Source organism: Stutzerimonas stutzeri KOS6 (assembly GCF_000307775.2).
Taxonomy (GTDB): Bacteria; Pseudomonadota; Gammaproteobacteria; order Pseudomonadales; family Pseudomonadaceae; genus Stutzerimonas; species Stutzerimonas stutzeri_B.
The window spans coordinates 323,427-344,786 of the sequence record NZ_KK020675.1 but is presented as its reverse complement, the minus strand read 5'-3'; the positions used below and the strand labels follow the sequence as shown (position 1 = coordinate 344,786).

General features: G+C 62.9%; 20 protein-coding genes. 14 read left to right on the top strand and 6 right to left on the bottom strand.

Annotation, left to right across the window (positions count from 1 at the left end; genetic code table 11):
* Positions 1-109 precede the first annotated feature (109 nt).
* On the top strand, positions 110-1,504 hold the full coding sequence (gene sthA, locus B597_RS25590) for a Si-specific NAD(P)(+) transhydrogenase (protein WP_003293490.1): 1,395 nt from the start codon (positions 110-112) through the stop codon (positions 1,502-1,504).
* Positions 1,505-1,635: 131 nt separating this feature from the next.
* On the opposite strand, the gene B597_RS25585 is transcribed toward sthA, so the two are convergent.
* From B597_RS25585 to B597_RS25575, 3 genes are read right to left on the bottom strand one after another with little or no spacing between them, the layout of a single operon-like run.
* Positions 1,636-2,361 (bottom strand): glycerophosphodiester phosphodiesterase, encoded by a 726-nt coding sequence (locus B597_RS25585; RefSeq protein WP_003293491.1) that lies wholly within the window; start codon positions 2,359-2,361, stop codon positions 1,636-1,638.
* The gene (locus tag B597_RS25580) at positions 2,358-2,666 is read right to left on the bottom strand and encodes a hypothetical protein (protein WP_003293493.1); all 309 of its coding nucleotides are present in this window, start codon (positions 2,664-2,666) and stop codon (positions 2,358-2,360) included. The genes B597_RS25585 and B597_RS25580 overlap by 4 nt, the downstream gene beginning before the upstream one ends.
* 3 nt (positions 2,667-2,669) lie before the next feature.
* Positions 2,670-3,305, bottom strand: a complete 636-nt coding sequence (locus tag B597_RS25575) for a PilZ domain-containing protein (protein WP_003293494.1) — start codon at positions 3,303-3,305, stop codon at positions 2,670-2,672.
* 33 nt (positions 3,306-3,338) lie between these two features.
* Between B597_RS25575 and B597_RS25570 the strand changes: the two genes are divergently transcribed.
* Genes B597_RS25570 through B597_RS25560 form a run of 3 tightly spaced genes read left to right on the top strand, consistent with a single transcriptional unit; the run spans position 3,339 to position 6,536 of the window.
* Entirely contained in the window at positions 3,339-4,586 is a 1,248-nt protein-coding gene (locus B597_RS25570; RefSeq protein ID WP_003293496.1) for a lipoprotein-releasing ABC transporter permease subunit, read from the top strand.
* Between the two features lie 7 nt (positions 4,587-4,593).
* Positions 4,594-5,292: a lipoprotein-releasing ABC transporter ATP-binding protein LolD gene (gene lolD / locus B597_RS25565; protein WP_003293498.1), complete on the top strand. Its 699-nt coding sequence runs from the start codon at positions 4,594-4,596 to the stop codon at positions 5,290-5,292.
* Positions 5,292-6,536 (top strand): lipoprotein-releasing ABC transporter permease subunit, encoded by a 1,245-nt coding sequence (locus B597_RS25560; RefSeq protein ID WP_003293499.1) that lies wholly within the window; start codon positions 5,292-5,294, stop codon positions 6,534-6,536. Before lolD ends, B597_RS25560 begins: the two co-directional genes overlap by 1 nt.
* A gap of 1 nt (position 6,537) precedes the next feature.
* Here the strand turns inward: B597_RS25560 and B597_RS25555 are convergent, their stop codons facing one another.
* A complete protein-coding gene (locus B597_RS25555) occupies positions 6,538-7,053 on the bottom strand; it encodes a DUF2062 domain-containing protein (protein ID WP_003293500.1) in 516 nt (171 codons plus the stop codon).
* 148 nt (positions 7,054-7,201) lie between these two features.
* Between B597_RS25555 and B597_RS25550 the strand changes: the two genes are divergently transcribed.
* From B597_RS25550 to murB, 8 genes are all read left to right on the top strand, one after another.
* Complete coding sequence (locus B597_RS25550) at positions 7,202-9,427, top strand: DNA internalization-related competence protein ComEC/Rec2 (RefSeq protein ID WP_024161609.1); 2,226 nt, start codon at positions 7,202-7,204, stop codon at positions 9,425-9,427.
* Between the two features lie 71 nt (positions 9,428-9,498).
* Positions 9,499-10,131: a MotA/TolQ/ExbB proton channel family protein gene (locus tag B597_RS25545; RefSeq protein WP_003293502.1), complete on the top strand. Its 633-nt coding sequence runs from the start codon at positions 9,499-9,501 to the stop codon at positions 10,129-10,131.
* Positions 10,128-10,556 (top strand): ExbD/TolR family protein, encoded by a 429-nt coding sequence (locus B597_RS25540; protein WP_031323179.1) that lies wholly within the window; start codon positions 10,128-10,130, stop codon positions 10,554-10,556. Before B597_RS25545 ends, B597_RS25540 begins: the two co-directional genes overlap by 4 nt.
* Positions 10,556-11,560 (top strand): tetraacyldisaccharide 4'-kinase, encoded by a 1,005-nt coding sequence (gene lpxK, locus B597_RS25535; RefSeq protein ID WP_024161606.1) that lies wholly within the window; start codon positions 10,556-10,558, stop codon positions 11,558-11,560. Before B597_RS25540 ends, lpxK begins: the two co-directional genes overlap by 1 nt.
* A 45-nt stretch (positions 11,561-11,605) precedes the next feature.
* Entirely contained in the window at positions 11,606-11,791 is a 186-nt protein-coding gene (locus B597_RS25530; RefSeq protein ID WP_003293506.1) for a Trm112 family protein, read from the top strand.
* Complete coding sequence (gene kdsB, locus B597_RS25525; protein ID WP_003293508.1) at positions 11,788-12,552, top strand: 3-deoxy-manno-octulosonate cytidylyltransferase; 765 nt, start codon at positions 11,788-11,790, stop codon at positions 12,550-12,552. Before B597_RS25530 ends, kdsB begins: the two co-directional genes overlap by 4 nt.
* 1 nt (position 12,553) lies before the next feature.
* Positions 12,554-13,018: a low molecular weight protein-tyrosine-phosphatase gene (locus B597_RS25520; protein ID WP_003293509.1), complete on the top strand. Its 465-nt coding sequence runs from the start codon at positions 12,554-12,556 to the stop codon at positions 13,016-13,018.
* Entirely contained in the window at positions 13,015-14,034 is a 1,020-nt protein-coding gene (gene murB, locus B597_RS25515) for a UDP-N-acetylmuramate dehydrogenase (protein ID WP_003293510.1), read from the top strand. The genes B597_RS25520 and murB overlap by 4 nt, the downstream gene beginning before the upstream one ends.
* 16 nt (positions 14,035-14,050) lie before the next feature.
* Here the strand turns inward: murB and B597_RS25510 are convergent, their stop codons facing one another.
* Positions 14,051-15,655 (bottom strand): FMN-binding glutamate synthase family protein, encoded by a 1,605-nt coding sequence (locus B597_RS25510; protein WP_031323178.1) that lies wholly within the window; start codon positions 15,653-15,655, stop codon positions 14,051-14,053.
* 164 nt (positions 15,656-15,819) lie between these two features.
* Complete coding sequence (gene rne, locus B597_RS25505; protein WP_192939377.1) at positions 15,820-18,996, bottom strand: ribonuclease E; 3,177 nt, start codon at positions 18,994-18,996, stop codon at positions 15,820-15,822.
* Positions 18,997-19,744: 748 nt separating this feature from the next.
* On the opposite strand from rne, the gene rluC reads away from it, so the two are divergent.
* Together rluC and B597_RS25495 are read left to right on the top strand one after the other, a co-directional pair.
* A complete protein-coding gene (rluC, locus tag B597_RS25500) occupies positions 19,745-20,698 on the top strand; it encodes a 23S rRNA pseudouridine(955/2504/2580) synthase RluC (protein ID WP_024161603.1) in 954 nt (317 codons plus the stop codon).
* Complete coding sequence (locus B597_RS25495; protein WP_024161602.1) at positions 20,691-21,359, top strand: HAD-IA family hydrolase; 669 nt, start codon at positions 20,691-20,693, stop codon at positions 21,357-21,359. The genes rluC and B597_RS25495 overlap by 8 nt, the downstream gene beginning before the upstream one ends.
* Position 21,360 lies beyond the last annotated feature (1 nt).

The window sequence follows — 21,360 nt, the reverse complement described above, 5'->3', positions numbered from 1 at the left end:
GGGCTGCTGCGTTACCCGGCGCTTGCGCTGCATGCGCTTGATTCCTTCTTGAGCCCTGGCGAATTCGTTGATTGCAGCGGCGTATCCCGCTGCGTTTTCAGGAGTGTATATGGCGGTCTATAACTACGATTTGGTTGTACTGGGTTCCGGTCCGGCCGGGGAGGGCGCGGCCATGAACGCCGTGAAGGCGGGACGCAAGGTCGCCGTGGTTGACAATCGCCCGCTCGTAGGAGGGAACTGCACGCATCTGGGGACCATTCCGTCCAAGGCTCTGCGCCATTCGGTGCGGCAGATCATGCAGTACAACACCAATCCGTTGTTCCGGCAGATTGGCGAGCCGCGCTGGTTTTCCTTTCCTGACGTGCTCAAGAGTGCCGGAAAGGTCATCAGCAAACAGGTGACGTCGCGCACCGGCTATTACGCCCGCAACCGTATCGACACCTTCTTCGGTACCGCCAGCTTCTCGGATGAACAGAGCGTCGAAGTGGTTTGCCTCAATGGCATGGTGGAGAAACTCGTTGCAAGTCAGTTCGTCATCGCCACCGGCTCGCGTCCCTACCGGCCGGCTGACATCGACTTCAGCCACCCGCGTATCTACGACAGCGACACCATCCTCACACTGAGCCACACACCGCGCCGCATGATCATCTACGGAGCCGGCGTGATCGGCTGCGAGTACGCGTCGATCTTCAGTGGCTTGGGCGTGCTGGTCGACCTGATCGATAACCGCGAACAACTGCTCAGTTTCCTCGACGACGAGATCTCCGATGCGCTCAGCTATCACCTGCGCAACAACAACGTGCTGATTCGCCACAACGAAGAGTACGAGCGGGTCGAGGGGCTGGAAAACGGGGTGATCCTGCACCTCAAGTCAGGCAAGAAGATCAAGGCGGATGCGTTCCTCTGGAGCAACGGACGCACTGGCAACACCGACAAACTCGGCCTGGAGAATATCGGGCTGAAGGCCAACAGTCGTGGCCAGGTTCAGGTCGACGAGCACTATCGCACCGAAGTTGGCAACATCTATGCCGCGGGTGACGTGATCGGCTGGCCATCGCTGGCCAGTGCCGCCTACGACCAGGGCCGCTCTGCAGCAGGCAGCATCGTTGAAAACGATACCTGGCGATTCGTCGATGACGTGCCGACCGGCATCTACACCATTCCGGAAATCAGTTCCATCGGCAAGAACGAGCGGGAACTGACCCAGGCGAAGATTCCCTACGAAGTCGGCAAGGCATTCTTCAAGAGCATGGCGCGGGCGCAGATTTCCTTCGAGCCGGTCGGCATGCTGAAGATTCTCTTCCATCGTGAAACGCTGGAAGTGCTGGGTGTGCATTGCTTCGGCTACCAGGCCTCGGAGATCGTCCACATTGGTCAGGCGATCATGAACCAGAAGGGCGAGGCGAACAGTATCAAGTACTTCGTCAACACCACCTTCAACTACCCGACCATGGCCGAAGCGTACCGGGTCGCGGCGTTCGATGGGCTCAACCGGCTTTTTTGAGCAACTCCGGCCGGTGGCCTGAGCCGGCTGGAGTGGGTGACGACTCCCGGGACTGGCACTGGCCGAACCGGGAGAGCTTCTGATCAGGTGAGACTGTCCCGGCAACTTGTTGCCGGGACGTCGCTTTGGCTTTATCGGCTGCGCGCTAGCGTGGTGACTGCCAGGCCCGGATAGTCGGTGATCAGGCTGTCCACTCCGAAGTCGGCCAGCCTGTGCATCAGGGCGGGCTCGTTTACCGTCCACACCGACACATGCAAGCCCTGCTTGCGGGCTTTTTCCAGGCGCTCTGGCGTGCACAGCGTCCATTTCAAGGCCAGCAGGTCGCAGCCATACTGGCGGGCAACCTTGAGCGGGTCGAGCCAGTTGTATTCGGCAACCAGGCCCCGCGAGATTTGCGGCGCCAGCCGATTCAATGCGCGCAGCACTTCCCGTGAGCTGGACGTCACGGTGATGCGCTCGATCAGATCATGGCGCTCAGCCAGTTCCCGGATTGCCATGACCGTGCGTGCGGCGCGAACGCGGGAGGCACTTTTCACCTCGAGCTGCCAATGCTCGAAATCGCATTTCTCGAACAGCTCACTAAGGCGTGGAATAGGGCAGGGCTCCTTCCATCCGGGACCACCCAGCCGGGCATCGTAGCCGACCAAATCCTCGGCATCGTGCTGGGCGACCTTGCCCCGGCGACCGGTGGTGCGCTTGAGTGTCGGGTCGTGGATGACCATCAGCTCGCCATCGCGGGAAAGGTGCAGGTCCAGCTCGCAGCGGCGCACGCCATGCTGCAGGCATTGTTCGAAGCTTGCCAGGGTGTTTTCGGGCGCTTCGCCCTTGGCGCCACGATGGCCGTAGATGAGGGTCACGGTTGCAAGTCTTCCTTCGGCGATGATTGGGTACGTTGGTGATGGCGTACGCTGTCGATGACCCGGCCGCTCTCGAAGTACACGGAAAACTCCCGGTAGTCCCAGCGGGTGATCGGCGGTTGGCCAACGGCGGGGCGCTCCTCGTCGGCCAGACCGAAGCGATCCAGAACCCGGCTCCGGGAGTCGCCAGGGGCAGGCATTGCCATCTCCGCAAGGCCTTGTCGGCCGACTGGGGTGAGAATGTCCTCGGCGAACAGGGGCGAGCTGAATGTCATCAGCAACAGCACGGATGCCAGGTTGCGCATCGGTCAGTCTCCTTGCAGGTGTTCCAGGGCCTGGCGTCGCTCCAGCGCCTGTTTCTGCAGGATATGACGTGCCAGTAGCTGTCGCTGTGCATCAGTCAACGCTTCGAACTCGGTACCGGTGTCGTAGCGCCCATCCTCCATCAGCGTGCAATAAATGACCCGTGCTGCGAGCAGCAGGCCGAGCCCTTGCGGCAACAGAATCAGCTTCAGCCTGAGAACGGCCCCTTTGGTCTGCGGCTGTTCGCTGGCAAAGCTGATACCGCCTTCGGACAACACCACCGGCAGCGGTGCGCCCTGATCCTTCAGCAGATCCTGCGCCAATGCCTGGCCCAGCAGTTCTATTCGCTTGTTCTGCACCTTCAGGTAGTTGGCCAGGGTCCGGTTGCTTTCGGCAATCTGCCGTAACAGATGCTGCGCTTCGAAATCGAGCTGATGCAGCTCGTTGAGCAGGTTGAACAGCGGCGGCAGCGGCTCGCCAGCCGAAGCCTGGTCCTGGCTTGCCGGGATGATTTCCAGTGCCACACGATCCTCGATACGGTAGTATTCGCGGCGTTCTTCAGTGTCTTGTGTCGGCATGGCGATACCCGGGTAGCAGTAATGGCCAGAGTGTATCAGGCCCCGCGGTCGCGTCAGCTGCATGTTGTTTTCCCCCGCCAGCGAACCCGTGGATTTATGTTCAGACCGCTGTCCGTGTTCATCGGGGCGCGCTACACCCGCGCCAGACGTCGTAGCCTTTTCGTCTCCTTCATTTCCCTGACTTCCATGATCGGGCTCGCCCTTGGCGTGCTGGTGATGATCGTCGTGCTCTCGGTGATGAACGGTTTCGATTACGAGATGCGTACCCGCGTGTTGGGGATGGTGCCGCACGCGACCATCGAAAGTCCTACGCCGATCAGCGATTGGCAGGCTCTGGGCAGGCGGCTCGAAGGCCACTCCCAGGTCGCCGCTACGGCACCTTTCATTCAGAGCCAGGGCCTGCTGACCTATCAAGGGAAGGTGACCAAGATCCTGGTCAACGCGGTGGACCCGCAGGCCGAGCGCAAGGTTTCGATCATCGATCAGTTCTTTCGCGAAGGTTCGCTGGACGATCTGCAGCCAGGCGAATTCGGCATCGTCATCGGCGACAAGGCCGCCGCCAAGCTCGGCGTAAGCGTGGGCGACAAGATCACCTTCGTGGCGCCCGAAGTCACCGTGACGCCGGCCGGCATGTTTCCGCGCATGAAGCGCTTCACCGTCACCGGCATCTTCCATGTCGGGGCCGGCGAGATCGACGGTTACGTCGCGCTGGCCAACATCGCCGACATGGCGCGCCTGCAGCGTTGGCAGGCGGGTCAGGTACAAGGCTTGCGGCTGCGCTTCGACGATCTTTTCCAGGCGCCACGCATCGCCTGGGAGCTGGCCGGCCAGCTCGGCGACGACTTCTACTCGCGCGACTGGACGCGCACCCACGGCAATCTTTACCAGGCGATTCGCATGGAGAAGGCCATGATCGGTCTGCTTCTGCTACTGATCGTCGCGGTCGCGGCCTTCAATATCATTTCGACGCTGGTCATGGTCGTGACCGACAAGCGTGGCGATATCGCCATCCTGCGTACCCTGGGTGCTACGCCTGGGCAGATCATGGCGGTATTCATGGTGCAGGGCACTGTGATCGGTGTCGTCGGCACGCTGGTCGGCGCGCTGCTCGGCATGTTCGCAGCCGTCAACGTCAGTGGCTGGATCGCCGCTCTGGAGCGCCTGATCGGCCACAAGTTCTTGAGCGCCGACGTGTACTTCATCGACTACCTGCCGTCTCGGCTGATGGCCGCCGATGTGATCCAGGTCTGCGTTGCTACGCTGGTCCTGAGTTTTCTTGCGACCCTGTATCCGGCCTGGCGTGCCGCGCGCACCCAGCCGGCTGAGGCGCTACGTTATGAGTGAGCGGGTTATGAACGAGCAGTCTTCGCAAAAGCCGGCAGTGCTGAGCTGCCGCAATCTGGGCAAGCGTTACGAGCAGGGGCCGGAGTCGGTCGAAGTACTGGCCGGGCTGCAGCTGGAGCTTTTTCCGGGGCAGCGTGTCGCCATCGTCGGCAGTTCAGGTTCCGGCAAGAGTACATTGCTGAATCTGCTCGGTGGCCTGGACACGCCGAGCGAAGGTAGCGTCTGGCTTGCCGGCGAAGAGCTGTCGGCGCTCAACGAGAAGGATCGTGGGCTGTTGCGCAACCGGGCGTTGGGCTTCGTCTATCAGTTCCATCACCTGCTCGCTGAGTTCACTGCTCTGGAGAATGTCTGCATGCCGCTGCTGATTGGCCGCACGCCTATCCCGGAAGCTCGCCGGAAGGCTGCCGCCTTGCTGGAGCGGGTCGGGCTGGGGCATCGTCTCGAGCACAAGCCGGCGGAATTGTCGGGTGGCGAGCGTCAGCGGGTGGCCATCGCTCGCGCGCTGGTGAACGAACCGGCTCTGGTATTGCTCGATGAGCCCACGGGCAACCTCGATCACCATACCGCGCAGGGTATTCAGGATCTGATGCTGGAACTCAGCAACTCGCTGCAGACCGCCTTCCTGGCGGTTACCCATGACCGCCAGCTGGCCGCGCAGATGGATCAGGTCCTGCGGCTGGAAGACGGGCATCTGGTGGTCGAATGATGTTCCGGCCTCTGAGTGTCTTCATCGGTAGCCGCTACACGCGCGCCAAGCGGCGTAACCATTTCATCTCGTTCATTTCCCTGACCTCGTTGATCGGGCTGGCGCTAGGGGTGCTGGCGATGATCATGGTCCTGTCGGTGATGAACGGGTTTCAGCGCGAAATGAGCGCGCGAATTCTCGGCATGGTGTCGCACGCCACCATCATCGGCGACCAGCCGCTGGACGACTGGCAGGCCGTTGCGAAGCGCTTGTCCGGGCATCCGCAGATCGTCGGCATGGCTCCGGTCACCCAGCTCGAAGGCATGCTGTCGTTCAAGGGCAGCATGCAACCGATCCAGATCAGCGGCATCGACCCGCAGGCAGAAGCGGATGTGTCCATTGTCGGCGAGCGTCTGCTCGCTGGCAGCCTGGATGCCCTGAGGCCCGGCGAGTTCGGCGTCATCATCGGCGTGATGACGGCCCGCCGGTTCGGCCTGAAGCTGGGCGACAAGCTGACCCTGATCGTACCCGAGGTCAGCTCGACGCCTGGTGGCGTTACGCCCCGCATGCAGCGGCTGAACGTGGTTGGCGTATTCAAGGTCGGTGCCGACCTGGACGGCAGCCTGGGGATGATTCATCGCGCCGATGCCGCGCAGATTCATCGCTGGACAGCGCAGCAGGTGCAGGGCGTGCGGCTCAAGCTGAGCGATCTGTACCGCGCGCCGGAAGTGGCTGCGCAACTGGGCGATCTGCTGGGCGAGGGCTACCGCGTGGAGGACTGGTCGTACACCCAGGGCAGCCTGTTCAGTGCGATGAAGATGGAAAAGACCATGATCGGACTGCTGCTGATGCTCATCGTGGCGGTCGCTGCGTTCAACATCATCGCGACGCTGATCATGGTGGTTGCTGACAAGCGAGCCGACATTGCCATTCTGCGCACGCTCGGTGCTACGCCCCGGCAGATCATGGCGGTCTTCATGGTGCAGGGCAGCATTATCGGTTTCAGTGGCACCGTGATCGGCGTGGTCCTGGGTGTGCTCGGGGCGTTGAACGTGAGTGCGCTGGTGAGCTGGCTGGAAAAGGTATCCGGGCAGCACATCTTCAGCTCGGACGTCTATTTCATCAGTACCCTGCCGTCCGAGTTGCGGCTGGACGACGTCGTACTGGTGTCCGCCGCGGCACTGACGTTGAGCTTTCTGGCTACGCTGTATCCGGCATGGCGTGCCGCCCAGACCCAGCCGGCTGAAGCCTTGCGCTACGAGTGAGCTAGCGACGGCCGCTCTGGCGCCTGCGCCAGCTGCGGCCGACCCACCAGCGCCAGTAGGCTTGCGTGAGCACGTAGCCGAGGATCGCGAACACGATCGCGGTGACCAGCGACCCCAGATACAGTGGCTGCCAGTTGTGCTCCAGCATATGGCGAACCCAGGCCAGGCTCAGTTCGGCAGGCATGTCGGACGCCGGGGTATCCAGCAGCCAGGTTCCGAGCTTGTAGTTGCAGTAGAAGACCGGTGGCATGGTCAGCGGATTGGTCAGCCAGACCAGCCCCACCGCGATCGGCAGGTTCGCCCTGGAAGGCAGTGCGCATATCGCCGCCGCCAGCATCTGCAAGGGCATTGGAATCATCGCCCAGAACAGGCCGATCGCCATGGCTCGGGATACCGAGTGGCGGTTGAGATGCCAGAGATTGGGATCGTGAATCAGCGCCCCTAGAAAACGCAGCGACTTGTTAGTCTTGATGCGATCGGGGTGCGGCATGTAGCGTTTGAAAAAGCGACGCGGCATGAAGGTTCTCTGGCAGGCTCAGCTGCGCGATTATGCCTTGAATCGCATCGCGGCGCAGACAGTAGTTTTGTCACATTACGTCTGAGCCTGCGACAAATTGGCCATCCGCGAAAAGCGGTTCCGGAACGGATTCCTGGAGTCGAAAAGCATGCGCACATGGATGCTGGCGCTCGCCGCAGGTCTTGTCCTGCCGCGCTTCCTGCCTGTATTGCCCTCCGCATCGGGCCTGCTGGGATTCGCCACCCTCGGCGTGCTGGCGCTCTTGTGCGGTCGCTGGCGAGCGCCAGGTCTGTTCCTGCTCGGCCTGGCCTGGGCCTGTTTTCAGATCCAGGCAGCCCTTGATGACCGTCTGTCGGCGGCCATGGATGGGCGTACCTTCTGGCTCGAGGGGCGAGTGGTTGGCTTGCCTGCAAGCCGCGACGGTGTGGTTCGCTTCGAGCTCGAGGAGATCGAGTCGCGCCATTTCGGGCTGCCATCCAGGCTGCGACTGTCCTGGTATGGCGGCCCGCTGTTGCAGGCGGGAGAGCGATGGCGACTGGCGGCACGGCTGAAGCGTCCGCGCGGGCAGGTCAATCCTCAGTCGTTCGATTACGAAGCCTGGTTGCTGGCTCGACGCATCGGGGCGACCGGTACGGTCAAGGCCGGGGAGCGGTTATCGACGTCTGGCACGCCCGAGGGATGGCGCGATCGTCTGAGGAGCCGCCTGATGGCTGTTTCCGCCTCTGGTCGGCAAGGTGCGATCGCGGCGCTGGTCGTAGGCGATGACTCCGGGCTGAGTCGAGATGACTGGCAGGTGCTCCAGGACACCGGCACCGTGCACCTGATGGTCATTTCCGGGCAGCACATCGGCATGCTCGCCGGCTTGCTGTACGGCCTGGTGGCGCTGCTCGTGCGCTTCGGTGTCTGGCCGCGGCAGTGGCCCTGGCTGCCTTGGGCGTGTGCGCTGGCGCTTGCCGGTGCCTTGGTTTACGGCTGGGTTTCCGGTTTCGACGTGCCGGTGCGCCGTGCCTGTCTCATGGTGGCTGTGGTCCTGCTCTGGCGCTTGCGTTTTCGTCATCTGGGCGTCTGGTTGCCGTTGCTGCTGGCACTGAACGGGGTCCTGCTCATCGATCCGCTGGTCACGTTGCAGCCGGGCTTCTGGCTGTCGTTCGGTGCGGTGGCGGTGCTGGCGCTGGTCTTTTCCGGTCGCCTCGGGCGGTGGGTTTGGTGGAAGACCCTGGTCCGCGCGCAATGGGCGGCGACGCTCGGCCTGTTGCCGCTGTTGCTGGCGCTCGGGTTGCCGGTCAGTGCCAGCGGCCCGCTGGCCAACCTGATCGCCGTACCCTGGGTAAGCCTGACCGTGCCTTTCGCGCTGCTCGGCACGCTGCTCTTGCCGGTATGGGACGTCGGTGAACGGTTGCTGTGGCTTGTCGGCGGCTTGCTTTCCCTGCTGTTCGATCTGCTGGCCGCCATTTCGTCATGGCAGCCGGCATGGCTGGCGCCAGGCCTGCCGTCCTGGGCGTACATGCTGATTGCTTTGGGCGTCTTGCTGCTGTTGCTGCCGGCAGGCCTCCCGCTTCGCCTGCTTGGGCTGGCGCTGCTGATGCCGCTCGCGTTCCCACCGATGCAGACGATACCCGATGGGCGGGCGCAGGTATGGCTGCTTGATGTAGGGCAGGGCCTTTCCGTCCTGGTGCGTACCCAGCGGCACGCGCTTCTCTATGATGCCGGCCCGCGCCATGGCGATTTCGATACGGGGGAGCGGGTAATCTTCCCGTCGCTGCGTACGTTGGGGGTGGGCGGGTTGGACATACTGCTGTTGAGTCATGCCGACAACGACCATTCCGGTGGCGCAGAAGCCATTCAGCGCCTGATGCCGACGGCACGTGTAGTCAGTGGCGAGCCTCACCGACATGCCGGGCGGGTGGTCGCAGAGCCTTGCGAAAGTGGTACGCAGTGGCAGTGGGATGGCGTGCGCTTCAGTCTCTGGCAATGGTCGGCTGCACGCGACAGCAACCAGCTGTCCTGCGTTCTGCTGATCGAGGCGAATGGCGAGAGACTGTTGCTGACCGGCGATATCGACCAGGCAGCCGAACAGGCATTGCTGGCAAGCCAGCAGCCGCTGCAGGCGCAGTGGCTGCTGCTCGCGCACCATGGCAGTCGGAGTTCTTCATCCGAGCTCTTCCTGGATGCGGTGCGTCCCTCCACGGTGCTGATTTCCCGCAGCCGGCACAATGCCTTCGGTCACCCCCATCCCACCGTGATCGAGCGCCTCCGGGCAGCTCATATCGGTATCTACGACACCGCCCTGCATGGTGCCATTCGTATCGATCTCGGCAGCTTTTCCTCAGCCCTTCCACTGCGCACGCAGCGACGATTCTGGCGGGAAAAATGAGAACGGCGGCCGTCGGCGAGCCGGCGCCCCTATGCTAGAGTGGCGCCACTTTTTCGAGGGGGATTCATCTCGTGTGGGAGCTGGTCAAAGCAGGCGGCTGGATAATGCTGCCAATCATCCTGTGTTCCATCGCTGCCGCCGGCATCATCGCCGAGCGTCTGTGGACATTGCGCCCGAGCCGCGTCACGCCTCCGCACCTGCTGGGCCAGGTATGGAAATGGATCAAGGAGAAGAAGCTCAGCAACCAGAAGCTCAAGGAGCTGCGTGCGGATTCCCCACTGGGTGAAATCCTCGCCGCCGGCCTCAGCAACTCCAAGCGTGGCCGCGAGATCATGAAAGAATGCATCGAGGAAGCGGCCGCCCGGGTCGTCCATGATCTCGAGCGCTATCTCAACGCCCTGGGCACCATCGCCGGTATCGCCCCCTTGCTCGGCCTGTTGGGAACGGTACTGGGCATGATCGAGATCTTCAGCGCGTTCATGGGGTCCGGCATGGCCAACGCACCCCTGCTCGCCGGTGGTATCGCCAAGGCACTGATCACCACCGCTGCGGGCCTGATGGTCGGCATTCCCGCGTTGTTCTTCCATCGCTTCCTGCAGCGCCGTGTTGACGAACTGGTCGTGGGCATGGAACAGGAAGCGATCAAGCTGGTGGAAGTGGTACAGGGCGACCGTGATGTCGATCTCGGTGAGGGCAAGGCGTGAAATTCCGGCGCAAACCTCGCGAGAACGTCGAGATAGGATTGGCGCCACTGATCGACGTGGTGTTCATCCTGCTGCTGTTCTTCGTGGTCACCACGACCTTTACCCGTGAAACGCAGCTCAAGGTGGATCTTCCGGAAGCGGTCAGCGGCACGCCGCCGCAGGATGCCGAGATTCGGCAACTGGAAGTGCTGATCGACGTGGACGGCAATTACTCACTCAACGGCAAAGCCCTGTTGAAGAGCGACCTCAATTCACTGATGGCTGCGCTCAGCAAGGAGTCCGGCGGCGATGCGCGCCTGCCCATGGTCATCAGCGCCGATGGCAAGACACCGCACCAGGCGGTGATCACCGCGATGGACGCTGCCGGCAAGCTGGGCTTCGCTCAGCTGCGCATCACCACGGTCGAGGCGCAGGCGTCGCCCTGATGTCCTTCGCCGATCGCCTGCAACGTGCCTGGTATCAGGGGCATCCGGCGCTGGGGCTGCTGGCGCCGCTGGAGCTGCTGTACCGGCGCGTGGTCGAGGCCCGGCGCCGGCGTTTCCTCGAAGGCAATGGCAATGTCTATCGCGCGCCGCTGCCGGTCATCGTCGTCGGCAACATCACCGTGGGCGGAACCGGCAAGACGCCGCTGATTCTCTGGCTGATCGAGCACTGTCGAAGTCGCGGGCTGCGCGTCGGTGTCGTCAGTCGTGGCTACGGCGCGCAGCCGCCGACACTGCCCTGGCGCGTGCGCCCGGAACATGCGGCCGCGCAAGCGGGTGACGAACCGCTGTTGATCGTCCAGCGGACCGGCGTACCCCTGATGATCGATCCTGATCGATCAAGCGCCGTCCGCCGGCTGCTGGAGACGGAATCGCTCGACCTGATTCTTTCCGATGATGGCCTGCAGCACTATCGATTGGCGCGCGACCTGGAGCTGGTGCTGATCGATGCCGCCCGCGGACTGGGCAACGGCCGCTGCCTGCCGGCCGGCCCCCTGCGTGAGCCAGCCGAGCGGCTGAGCAGCGTGGACGCGGTGCTGTTCAACGGTGCCGACGCGGATCGCGCGGATGGTTATGCGTTCAACCTTCGGCCCGTCGCGCTGGTCGAACTGTGTTCAGGCGCGCGCTGGTCGCTCGATCGCTTCCCGGCCGGCCAGCAACTGCATGCGGTGGCTGGCATCGGCAATCCGCAGCGTTTCTTCGGTACGCTCGAAACGCTACACTGGCGCCCGATTCCGCATGCCTTCGCCGACCATGCCACCTACAGCCCCGAGCAGTTGAAATTCTGCCCCGAGTTGCCGCTGGTGATGACCGAAAAGGATGCGGTGAAATGCCGGGCATTCGCGCCGCCGGGTTGGTCGTATCTGCAGGTGCAGGCCGTGCCTTCTGCGTCCTTCGTCTCCTGGTTCGACAGTCAGCTGGCGCGATTGCTGCCCGACCACACTTAAGCCGTTCGATCTGCCGACGCAGTCGACCGCTTCCAAGGACTGCGCATGGACACCAAACTGCTCGACATTCTGGCCTGCCCGCTATGCAAGGGGCCGCTCAAGCTGGCTGATGACAAGTCGGAACTGATCTGCAAGGCCGACGGCCTGGCTTTCCCGGTGCGCGATGGCATACCGGTGATGCTCGAGAGCGAAGCCCGGACCCTCGACGTGGATGAGCGCCTGGATAAATGAGCACTGCCTACACCGTCGTTATTCCTGCCCGCTATGCGTCGACCCGCCTGCCAGGCAAGCCGCTGCAGGACATCGCCGGCAAGCCGATGATCCGGCACGTGTGGGAGCAGGCGGGCAAGAGCGCGGCTCAGCGCGTCGTGGTCGCTACCGATGACCCGCGCATCGTCGATGCCTGTTCGGCGTTCGGTGCGGAAGTCGTGCTGACCCGACCCGAGCACAACTCCGGCACTGACCGCCTCGCGGAAGTGGCCGAGCGGCTCGGACTGGCAGCAGACGCGATCGTGGTCAACGTGCAGGGTGACGAGCCGCTGATTCCCCCGGCGGTGATCGATCAGGTTGCGGCGAATCTGGCGGCTCATCCCGAGGCCTCCATCGCCACGCTGGCAGAACCGCTGGCTGACGTGCAGGCGCTGTTCAATCCCAACGTGGTGAAGGTCCTTTCGGACATCGATGGCCTGGCGCTGACCTTCAGCCGGGCACCACTGCCGTGGGCGCGGGATTCGTTTGCCGCGGATCGCAGCCAGTTGCCTGCCGGGGTGCCTTACCGTCGACACATCGGAATCTATGCGTATCGTGCGGGTTTCCTCGCCGACTTCGTGTCCTGGGGCCCGTGCTGGCTCGAGGATACCGAGTGCCTGGAGCAGCTGCGTGCGCTCTGGCATGGCCGGCGAATCCATGTCGCCGATGCGCTGCAGGCGCCGCCCGCAGGTGTCGATACCGCCGAAGACCTGGAGCGGGTCCGGCGGTTGCTGGGTGGCTGAAATGAAGGTGCTGTTCGTTTGCATGGGCAATATCTGTCGTTCGCCCACTGCCGAAGGGGTGTTCCGTCAGCGTGTCCAGCAGGCCGGGCTGTGCAGCCGGGTCGAGATCGATTCGGCCGGGACCGGCGACTGGCATGCCGGCAAGACGCCGGATTCGCGTGCCTGCGCCGCAGCCGGACGGCGCGGCTATTCGCTCGCAGCGCTGCGTGCGCGCCAGGTGCGGCCCGAGGACTTCGAGCGGTTCGACCTGATCCTGGCGATGGATCACGACAATCTTGCGCGGCTGCAGGCCTTGCGCCCGGCGCGAGGCCGTGCAGAGCTGGACCTGTTGCTGCGTCGCTATGGACTGGGGCGCGATGTGGTGCCTGACCCGTACTACGGTGGCGATGATGGCTTCGAAGAGGTCCTGGACCTCATCGAAAAGGCCTGCGATGCCCTGCTCGTCGAAATCAAGGGGCGACTGTGAGCCTTACCCTCGAATCCAATCGATCGCTGAAGCCGTTCAATACCTTCGCTGTCGATCAGCGTGCGCGCTACTTCGCTTCCGCTCATGACGATGAGGATGTGCGCGAAGCACTCGCTCTGTCGCGGCAGCTAGGCGTACCGTTGCTGCCAGTCGGTGGCGGCAGCAACCTGCTGCTGACGCGCGATGTGCCGGCCCTGGTGCTGCATATGGCCAGTCGTGGCAGGCGCATCATCGAAGACTCCGATGGACAGGTGCTGGTGGAGGCGCAAGCCGGTGAGCCCTGGCACCCGTTCGTGCTGTGGACCCTGGAGCAAGGGTTGGCAGGGCTGGAGAACCTGAGTCTGATACCGGGCACGGTCGGCGCGTCTCCGATCCAGAACATTGGTGCCTACGGTGTCGAGATCAAGGACATCTTTGCCGGCCTCACGGCGCTGGAGATCGAAACCGGGACGCTCCGTGAGTTTTCCTTGCAGGACTGTGCATTCGGCTATCGCGACAGCATCTTCAAACAGGAGCCGGGGCGCTATCTGGTGCTGCGTGTGCGCTTGCTCTTGCGTCGTCAGGGCGCGCTGCATCTCGAGTACGGGCCTATCCGTCAGCGCCTCGCAGAGCAGGGGATCAGCAGACCCACTGCGGCGGATGTGAGTCGGGCGGTTTGTGCCATCCGCAGCGAAAAGCTGCCGGATCCGCAACAGCTGGGCAATGCTGGCAGCTTCTTCAAAAATCCACTGGTATCCGCTGCCGTTGCCGGAAAGCTTCAAGGCAGCCATCCCGATCTGGTCGCCTATCAGCAGGGCGACGGCCAGGTGAAGCTGGCGGCTGGCTGGCTCATCGAGCGGGCCGGCTGGAAGGGGTATCGCGAGGGCGATGCCGGCGTGCATCGTCTGCAGGCTCTCGTGCTGGTCAATCATGGCCAGGCCACTGGAATGCAACTGCTGCAGCTGGCCCGGCGTATCCAGGCCGACGTGCTCGAGCGCTTCGGGGTCGCCCTCGAAATCGAGCCAAACGTGCTCTGAGGCGCTACGGCCATCCTCAGCTCAGTTTCGGATCGAAGCTCTCTGCCTGCGCCATCCGCCACATGTGCGGGTAGAAATCACCTTGCAGGTCGTCAGAGAGCAGGGCGCCCGGTTCGAGGAAGGTGTGCAATTGCGAGAACAGCTTGATCTCCGTTGCCGACATCCTGCGGACCAGGTGCTTGGCTTCCAGTTGCTGCGGGTGCCCGAGGCCTGCGGCTGCAAGTATCTCGGACAGCGCCTCCAGGGTGTTGCGATGGTAGTTGTAGACGCGCTCGGCCTTGTCCGGTACCACCAGCGCGCGTTGGCGCAATGGATCCTGTGTCGCCACGCCGGTCGGGCATTTGTTGGTATGGCATGACTGCGACTGGATGCAGCCAATCGCAAACATGAAGCCGCGCGCCGAGTTCGCCCAGTCGGCACCGATGGCCAGCACGCAGGCGATGTCGAATGCACTGACGATTTTGCCACTGGCGCCAAGCTTGATGTGCTTGCGCAGGTTCAAACCCACCAGGGTGTTATGTACGAACAACAGTCCCTCGCGCAGCGGAACACCCACATGGTTGGTGAACTCCAGTGGTGCCGCCCCGGTGCCGCCTTCCTTGCCGTCGATCACGATGAAGTCGGGCAGGATGCCGGTTTGCAGCATCGCCTTGGCGATCGCCATGAATTCCCATGGATGTCCCAAGCAGAGCTTGAAGCCGACCGGCTTGCCACCGCTCAGCTCGCGTAGCTCGGCGATGAAACCAAGCAGCTCCAGCGGCGTCGAGAAGCGGCTGTGGCTGGCAGGCGATACGCAATCGCGGTCCATGGGAATACCGCGTGTCGCTGCGATCTCGGCGGTGATCTTGTGCTTGGGCAGGATGCCCCCATGACCGGGCTTGGCGCCTTGCGAAAGCTTTATCTCGATCATCTTCACTTGCGGCAGTTGGGCCTGCCGGGCGAATTGCTCGGCATCGAACCCGCCTTCTTCGTTGCGACAGCCGAAATAGCCACTGCCGAGTTCCCATATCAGGTCGCCGCCGTGTTCCAGGTGGTAGCGACTGATGCTGCCTTCACCGGTGTCGTGGGCGAAGTCGCCCATCCGCGCGCCACGATTGAGCGCACGAATGGCGTTGGCGCTGAGCGAGCCGAAGCTCATCGCTGAAATATTGAAAATCGAGGCCGAATAAGGCTGTCGGCACTGTGGGCCACCCACCGTGATGCGAAAACCCTGCGGGTTGCTGTGCGGTGCGGTTCGGATCGAGTGTCCGATGAATTCGAAGCCGCTGCCGTAAACGTCCGACAAGGTGCCGAATGGTTTGTCGGCCACCTGGTTCTTGGCTCTGGCATAGACCAGCGAGCGCTGAGCGCGGGAGAAGGGCAGCGGATCGCTGTCGTTCTCCAGTAGGTATTGGCGTATCTCCGGGCGAATGGTTTCGATGAGATAACGAATGTTGCCGAGAATCGGATAGTTGCGGCGTACGGCCTGCTTCGCTTGCAGAAGGTCGTTGATGCCGACGGCGCTGAGCAGGGCGGTGATCAGTGTGATGGGCCAGAGCTGCCCTAGCCATGGCAGGCTCAGCAGGCTGAAAAGCACGCAAAACGCGAAAAAGGCATAGCGATTCATTAGAGAAAGATTCATCGGGCTCCCGTGTCGGCTCGCGTGAAGTGGCGTATTGCAAGGTTGTCGAGTGCTGGCGTTCCAATAGCAATTTTGTGGCGTGCGCGACCTTTGCGTCCAATGGTTGCTTTGCGCAGACAAAAAAAGGGATGCCGAAGCATCCCTTTTCCATGCGCCTGAACAGCTTAGCCCTGAGGCTTCTCGCGACTGTCCGGTTCGTTGCCTTCAGTTGCGTCTGGCTCGCGAGGCACGACCTGCTCTGGCTCCTGGCTTGCGGCAGGTGCCGTTTGCGGTTCGCTCACGTCAGCAGCAGTCGTTTCCGGGATTGGCTCTTCAGTGGCAGCGGCCGGTTGCTCGGCAGCAGGCTGCTCCGACTGGACTGCTGGCTCGACAGCTTGCTCCGGCTGAACTTCCTCGGCTGCTGGCTGAACAGCTTCTTCCGGCTGAGCTTGCGGCGCCGGTTCGCTGGCGACGATCTCCGGACTGGCCAGCGGCTGCTCCGCAGCTGCCTTGGCTTCGGCCTCGGCCGCTTCCTTGGCAAGCCGCTCGGCTTCGCGCTGACGGCGGCGAACCTCGCGCGGATCGTTGGGCGCGCGGCCGCTAGGGGTGAGCGCCGGGGCGGCTACTACCGGCGACACTTCCGGAAGTTCCGCTGCAGGCTGCTGTGCGGCTGCCTCTGGCTGGACTTCAGGCTGAGCGGCTACAGCGGGCGCTTCTGTCGGTACCGTTGCGGCTTGCTGAGCAGGAGCCTGCTCTGGCTGCTGAGCAACTACCGGTTCTTCGGCGACCTGCGGCTCACCCACGTCCTGCTCGGCTTCGACGGCAACTTCAGCAGCCGTGGTGACAGCATCGGCAGTCTGTGCAGGCAGCGTATCGTCGAGCAGCGCGGGCTGGGCGACTTCCGTCACTTCCGTGTCGGCGGTGTTGGCTGCCAGTGCGGCGGCCGTCGCGGCGATAGCGATTTCCTCAGTCTTGACCGGAGAGTTGTTTTCGTCGACTTCCTCGATCTCGTTACCGTTGGCGTCGCGCTGACGTTCACGGCGATTGCTGCGGCGGCGCTGTCCGCGCGAACGACGGCGTGGACGATCGCCATCGTTGCCTTCGCTGTTGTCGTTGGCGTCCTGGCCCTCTTCAGAGGTGTCCTCGACCTGCTGCAGCAGTTCGTCGGCGGCGACCGGGCTCTGTTGCTCGGCGCGTGGCTTGCGTTCTTCACGCGGTGCGCGTGGTTGACGTTCTGCCTGCTCTTCGCTTGCAGCTACTGGCGCTTCGTCGATCGGCGCGCGCAGCTCGCGCTTGCGTTCTTCGCGTGGTTTGCGCTCCTCGCGAGGAGTGCGCTCGCGACGCAGCTGCGTCTCCGTCGCCTCAGTCTGCTCACGGGGCTTGCGCTCTTCCCGTGGAGGACGCGGCTGGCGCTCCTCGCGAGGTTGACGATCTTCGCGTGGTTGACGCTCTTCGCGTGGCTGACGCTCCTCACGAGGCTGACGCTCTTCACGAGCCTGGCGCTCCTCACGCGGCTTGCGCTCCTCGTCACGGCCGCCCCGCGAGTCGCGCCGGCGGTTCTGCTGGCGTCCGCTACGGCGTTCGTCATTGCGCTGCGGACGCGGCGAGGAGGGCTTCTTCTCGACTTCGGCAGCGGCTTGCGGCTCTTCCGGCTTGCCTGCAAACAGGCCGACCAGGGACTTGATCAGGCCTTTGAACAGGCTGGGCTCCTGAGCGGCGGTTGCTGCGGGAGCCTCGGCAGGCGCAGTGGCGACGGAAGTTGGCGCAGTACGCTGCGGCGCGGTCTTGACGGCAGCCTCCTGGCGTACCAGGGTGCGAGTGGAACTGACTGGCTGAACTTCCTCGGCCTCGGTCGGGCTCATCTCGTAGCTGGCCTGGCCGGCAACGATCTCGGGGCTGTCGTCACGCAGACGTTGAACTTCGAAGTGCGGCGTTTCCAGATGGTCGTCCGGCAGGATGAAGATGCGCGCACGGGTACGCAGTTCGATCTTGGTGATCGCGTTGCGCTTTTCGTTGAGCAGGAAGGCGGCGACCTGGAAGGGCACGCGGGCACGAACCTCGGCGGTGCGGTCCTTGAGGGCTTCTTCCTCGATCAGGCGCAGGATCGCCAGCGACAGCGACTCGACATCACGGATGATGCCCTGGCCGTTGCAGCGGGGGCAGACGATGCCACTGGTTTCGCCGAGGGACGGGCGCAGCCGCTGGCGGGACATTTCCAGCAGGCCGAAGCGCGAGATGCGACCGACCTGGATGCGGGCGCGATCGGCTTCCAGCGCTTCGCGCACCTTCTCCTCGACGGCGCGCTGGTTCTTGGCCGGGGTCATGTCGATGAAGTCGATGACGATCAGGCCGCCGATGTCACGCAGACGCAACTGGCGGGCGATTTCCTCGGCTGCTTCCAGATTGGTCTGCAGCGCCGTTTCTTCGATGTCGCCGCCCTTGGTGGCGCGCGCCGAGTTGATGTCGATCGACACCAGTGCTTCGGTCGGATCGATGACGATGGAACCGCCGGACGGCAGCTTCACTTCACGCTGGAAAGCCGTCTCGATCTGGCTTTCGATCTGGAAGCGGTTGAACAGCGGGACGCTGTCTTCATAGAGCTTGATCTTGCTGGCGTATTGCGGCATGACCTGCTGGATGAAGCTCAGTGCCTCGTCCTGGGCCTCGACGCTGTCGATCAGTACTTCGCCGATGTCCTGGCGCAGGTAGTCGCGGATGGCGCGGATGATGACGTTGGATTCCTGATAGATCAGGAACGGCGCGACACGATCCTGCGAAGCATCCTTGACCGCGGTCCAGAGCTGCAGCAGATAGTCGAGGTCGCACTGCAGCTCTTCGCTGGAGCGACCCAGGCCGGCAGTGCGGACGATCAGGCCCATGTCGGCCGGTACGTCGAGGCCATTCAGCGCTTCGCGCAGCTCGTTGCGTTCCTCGCCTTCGATGCGGCGGGAGATGCCGCCGGCGCGCGGATTGTTCGGCATCAACACCAGATAGCGGCCGGCGAGGCTGATGAAGGTGGTCAGGGCGGCGCCCTTGTTGCCGCGTTCTTCCTTCTCGACCTGGACGATGACTTCCTGGCCCTCGCGCAGAACATCCTTGATGTTCACGCGGCCTTCGGGGGCCTTGCTGAAGTATTCGCGAGAGATTTCCTTGAGTGGCAGAAAGCCGTGGCGCTCGGCGCCGAAGTCGACGAAGGCGGCCTCGAGGCTGGGCTCGACGCGAGTGATCTTGCCCTTGTAGATGTTGGCTTTTTTCTGTTCGCGGGCACCCGATTCGATGTCCAGATCGAACAGACGTTGGCCGTCGACCAGTGCGACACGCAACTCTTCGGGTTGAGTTGCGTTAATTAGCATTCTTTTCATGTAGTACCGTCGGTTTCCGTGGCATCCGGAAACGGCGTTCGGCACACACGACTCTCGCGGTCGGTGTCAGGTGAGTCAGGAATGGTTGTAAGGCACTCCAGTGTCCAGCGATGTGCGGCCAAATGGGCCGGCGTCGCGACGACATCTCCTGCTTGCTGTCGGAACAGAAGCAATGGTTCGGGAGGAGGAATCAGGCATCGGTAGCGGACGGAATGAAGCGTCTGTGAAAGCTTTTGCTACGCAATCCGATGCTGTGCATCTCCACCCAACACGCATACTTTGAAAATCGGGTGCCGCTCGCAGAATCCAGGAAGCGGGTTGTCGATTATCGCGATTCCCCAGCGGGGGCACGCATCATGTCTTCAAGGCTTGTTTCACAACTTTACCGCTACATTGAGGAAAGCTGCGTCGGACGGCCTCACGTCCTCGGACATTTATTAGCCGGTCAGGGATGGCGATATCGCTGGCATCCTGTGACCTGGCCGCTTTTGGCGGCGTTCGCGACTATAACAGCAATGTTTAAGTGCTTCAATTCCATGAAAATTGCCAGGGCCTGTTTCCGTCACGTAAGCGGTCGCGCCGGAGTCTCAGACCCAGGGGGGGCGGCGAATGGCGCCAAGCGGCGTTACAGGGCCTGGAAAGGTACCATCGCTCCCGATTCCACGCCTGCAAACGTTGCCCGGTCCGGTTCGATTTGCCGCTGCAACGCAGCTTGCGACGAAGCGGGAGCAGACCCTATGATGCCGCGATGACCAATACCCCCTCCCAGACCTCCGGTGTGCAAATACTCGAGGTGGCGCCGGAACTTGCCGGCCAACGTATCGACAACTTTCTCCGTACCCAGCTTCGCGGTGTTCCGAAGACGCTGATCTATCGCATCTTGCGCAAAGGCGAGGTGCGGGTGAACAAAGGACGAATCAAGCCTGAATACAAGCTGCAGGCCGGCGATCTCGTGCGTGTTCCGCCACTGCGCCTGGCCGAGCGTGACGAGCCCGAGCCGTTGGCCCAGGGGTTGCTGGAGCGGCTGGAAAAGGCCATCGTCCACGAAGACAAGGCGCTCATCGTGCTGAACAAGCCGGCTGGGATAGCCGTGCATGGCGGCAGCGGGCTCAGCTACGGTGTGATCGAGGCGCTGCGTCAATTGCGTCCGGACGCCAGGGAGCTCGAGCTGGTGCATCGCCTGGATCGCGATACATCCGGCCTGCTCATGGTGGCCAAGAAGCGCAGCATGCTGCGCCACCTGCATCAGGCGCTGCGTGGCGACGGCGTGGACAAGCGCTATATGGCGCTGGTGCGTGGCCGCTGGGAAACCTCCAAGAAGCAGGTCAGCGCGCCGTTGCTGAAGAATACGCTGCGCTCTGGCGAGCGAATGGTTGAAGTGACCGAGGATGGCAAGGAGGCGCTGACGCTGTTCCGTGTGCTGCGCCGCTTCGGTGATTTCGCGACCCTGGTTGAAGCCAAGCCGGTTACGGGGCGTACTCATCAGATTCGCGTACATGCCCGGCATGCCGGGCACAGCATCGCCGGTGACAGCAAATACGGCGACGAAGAGTTCACTCGCGAGATTCGCGATCTTGGCGGCAAGCGTTTGTTCCTCCATGCCTATGCCCTGAAGGTGCCGCTGCCAGATGGTGGCGAGTTATCGCTGGAGGCGCCGGTCGACGAAATGTGGGCGCGTACCCTGGAGCGCCTCGGTGAGTAAATACCGGGTTCTGATATTCGACTGGGATGGCACGCTGGTGGATTCGATCGGGCGAATCGTCGAGTCGATTCATGTTGCCTCTCGCGGTTGTGGTCTGCCGGTGCTCGATGACTCCGCCATCAGGGGTATCATCGGTCTGGCGATGCCCGAGGCGATCGCCGTGCTGTATCCGGGGTTGTCCGATCCTGCGCTGGTCGAGGAATTTCGCCGTCGCTACGGCGAGCACTATCTGATGCTTGAGGCTCAGCCTTCGGCTCTTTATCCGGGCGTTGCTGAAGCGTTGTCCGAGTTTCGCGAAGCGGGATATCTGCTTGCGGTTGCGACCGGCAAAGGGCGGCCGGGCCTGGATCGGGTGCTGGCGGGGCAGCGCTGGGAGGGTTTCTTCGATATCACGCGTTGTGCGGATGAGACGGCCAGCAAGCCGGACCCATTGATGATCCAGGAAATTCTCGCTCACTGTAACGTGAGGCCGGAGCAGGCGCTGATGGTCGGTGATTCGGTGTTCGACCTGCAAATGGCTCGTCGTGCCGGGGTCGATAGTGTGGCTGTCTCTTACGGCGCGCAGCCGCTGCATGTTCTTCAGCAGTATGACCCGCACGTGGCAATCAATCATTTCTCGGAGCTTGGCAGCTGGCTTCGCTCCGTTGCGGTACTGGGGTGAA

Bases quoted from the DNA above. Each gene is read 5' to 3' on its own strand.
- lolD (WP_003293498.1), top strand. From the start codon at position 4,594: ATGAACGAGCAGTCTTCGCAAAAGCCGGCAGTGCTGAGCTGCCGCAAT.
- sthA (WP_003293490.1), top strand. From the start codon at position 110: ATGGCGGTCTATAACTACGATTTGGTTGTACTGGGTTCCGGTCCGGCC.
- B597_RS25510 (WP_031323178.1), bottom strand. From the start codon at position 15,655: ATGAATCTTTCTCTAATGAATCGCTATGCCTTTTTCGCGTTTTGCGTG.
- B597_RS25520 (WP_003293509.1), top strand. From the start codon at position 12,554: ATGAAGGTGCTGTTCGTTTGCATGGGCAATATCTGTCGTTCGCCCACT.
- lpxK (WP_024161606.1), top strand. From the start codon at position 10,556: ATGTCCTTCGCCGATCGCCTGCAACGTGCCTGGTATCAGGGGCATCCG.
- rne (WP_192939377.1), bottom strand. From the start codon at position 18,996: ATGAAAAGAATGCTAATTAACGCAACTCAACCCGAAGAGTTGCGTGTC.
- rluC (WP_024161603.1), top strand. From the start codon at position 19,745: ATGACCAATACCCCCTCCCAGACCTCCGGTGTGCAAATACTCGAGGTG.
- B597_RS25570 (WP_003293496.1), top strand. From the start codon at position 3,339: ATGTTCAGACCGCTGTCCGTGTTCATCGGGGCGCGCTACACCCGCGCC.
- B597_RS25530 (WP_003293506.1), top strand. From the start codon at position 11,606: ATGGACACCAAACTGCTCGACATTCTGGCCTGCCCGCTATGCAAGGGG.
- kdsB (WP_003293508.1), top strand. From the start codon at position 11,788: ATGAGCACTGCCTACACCGTCGTTATTCCTGCCCGCTATGCGTCGACC.
- B597_RS25550 (WP_024161609.1), top strand. From the start codon at position 7,202: ATGCGCACATGGATGCTGGCGCTCGCCGCAGGTCTTGTCCTGCCGCGC.
- B597_RS25560 (WP_003293499.1), top strand. From the start codon at position 5,292: ATGTTCCGGCCTCTGAGTGTCTTCATCGGTAGCCGCTACACGCGCGCC.
- B597_RS25580 (WP_003293493.1), bottom strand. From the start codon at position 2,666: ATGCGCAACCTGGCATCCGTGCTGTTGCTGATGACATTCAGCTCGCCC.
- B597_RS25555 (WP_003293500.1), bottom strand. From the start codon at position 7,053: ATGCCGCGTCGCTTTTTCAAACGCTACATGCCGCACCCCGATCGCATC.
- B597_RS25575 (WP_003293494.1), bottom strand. From the start codon at position 3,305: ATGCAGCTGACGCGACCGCGGGGCCTGATACACTCTGGCCATTACTGC.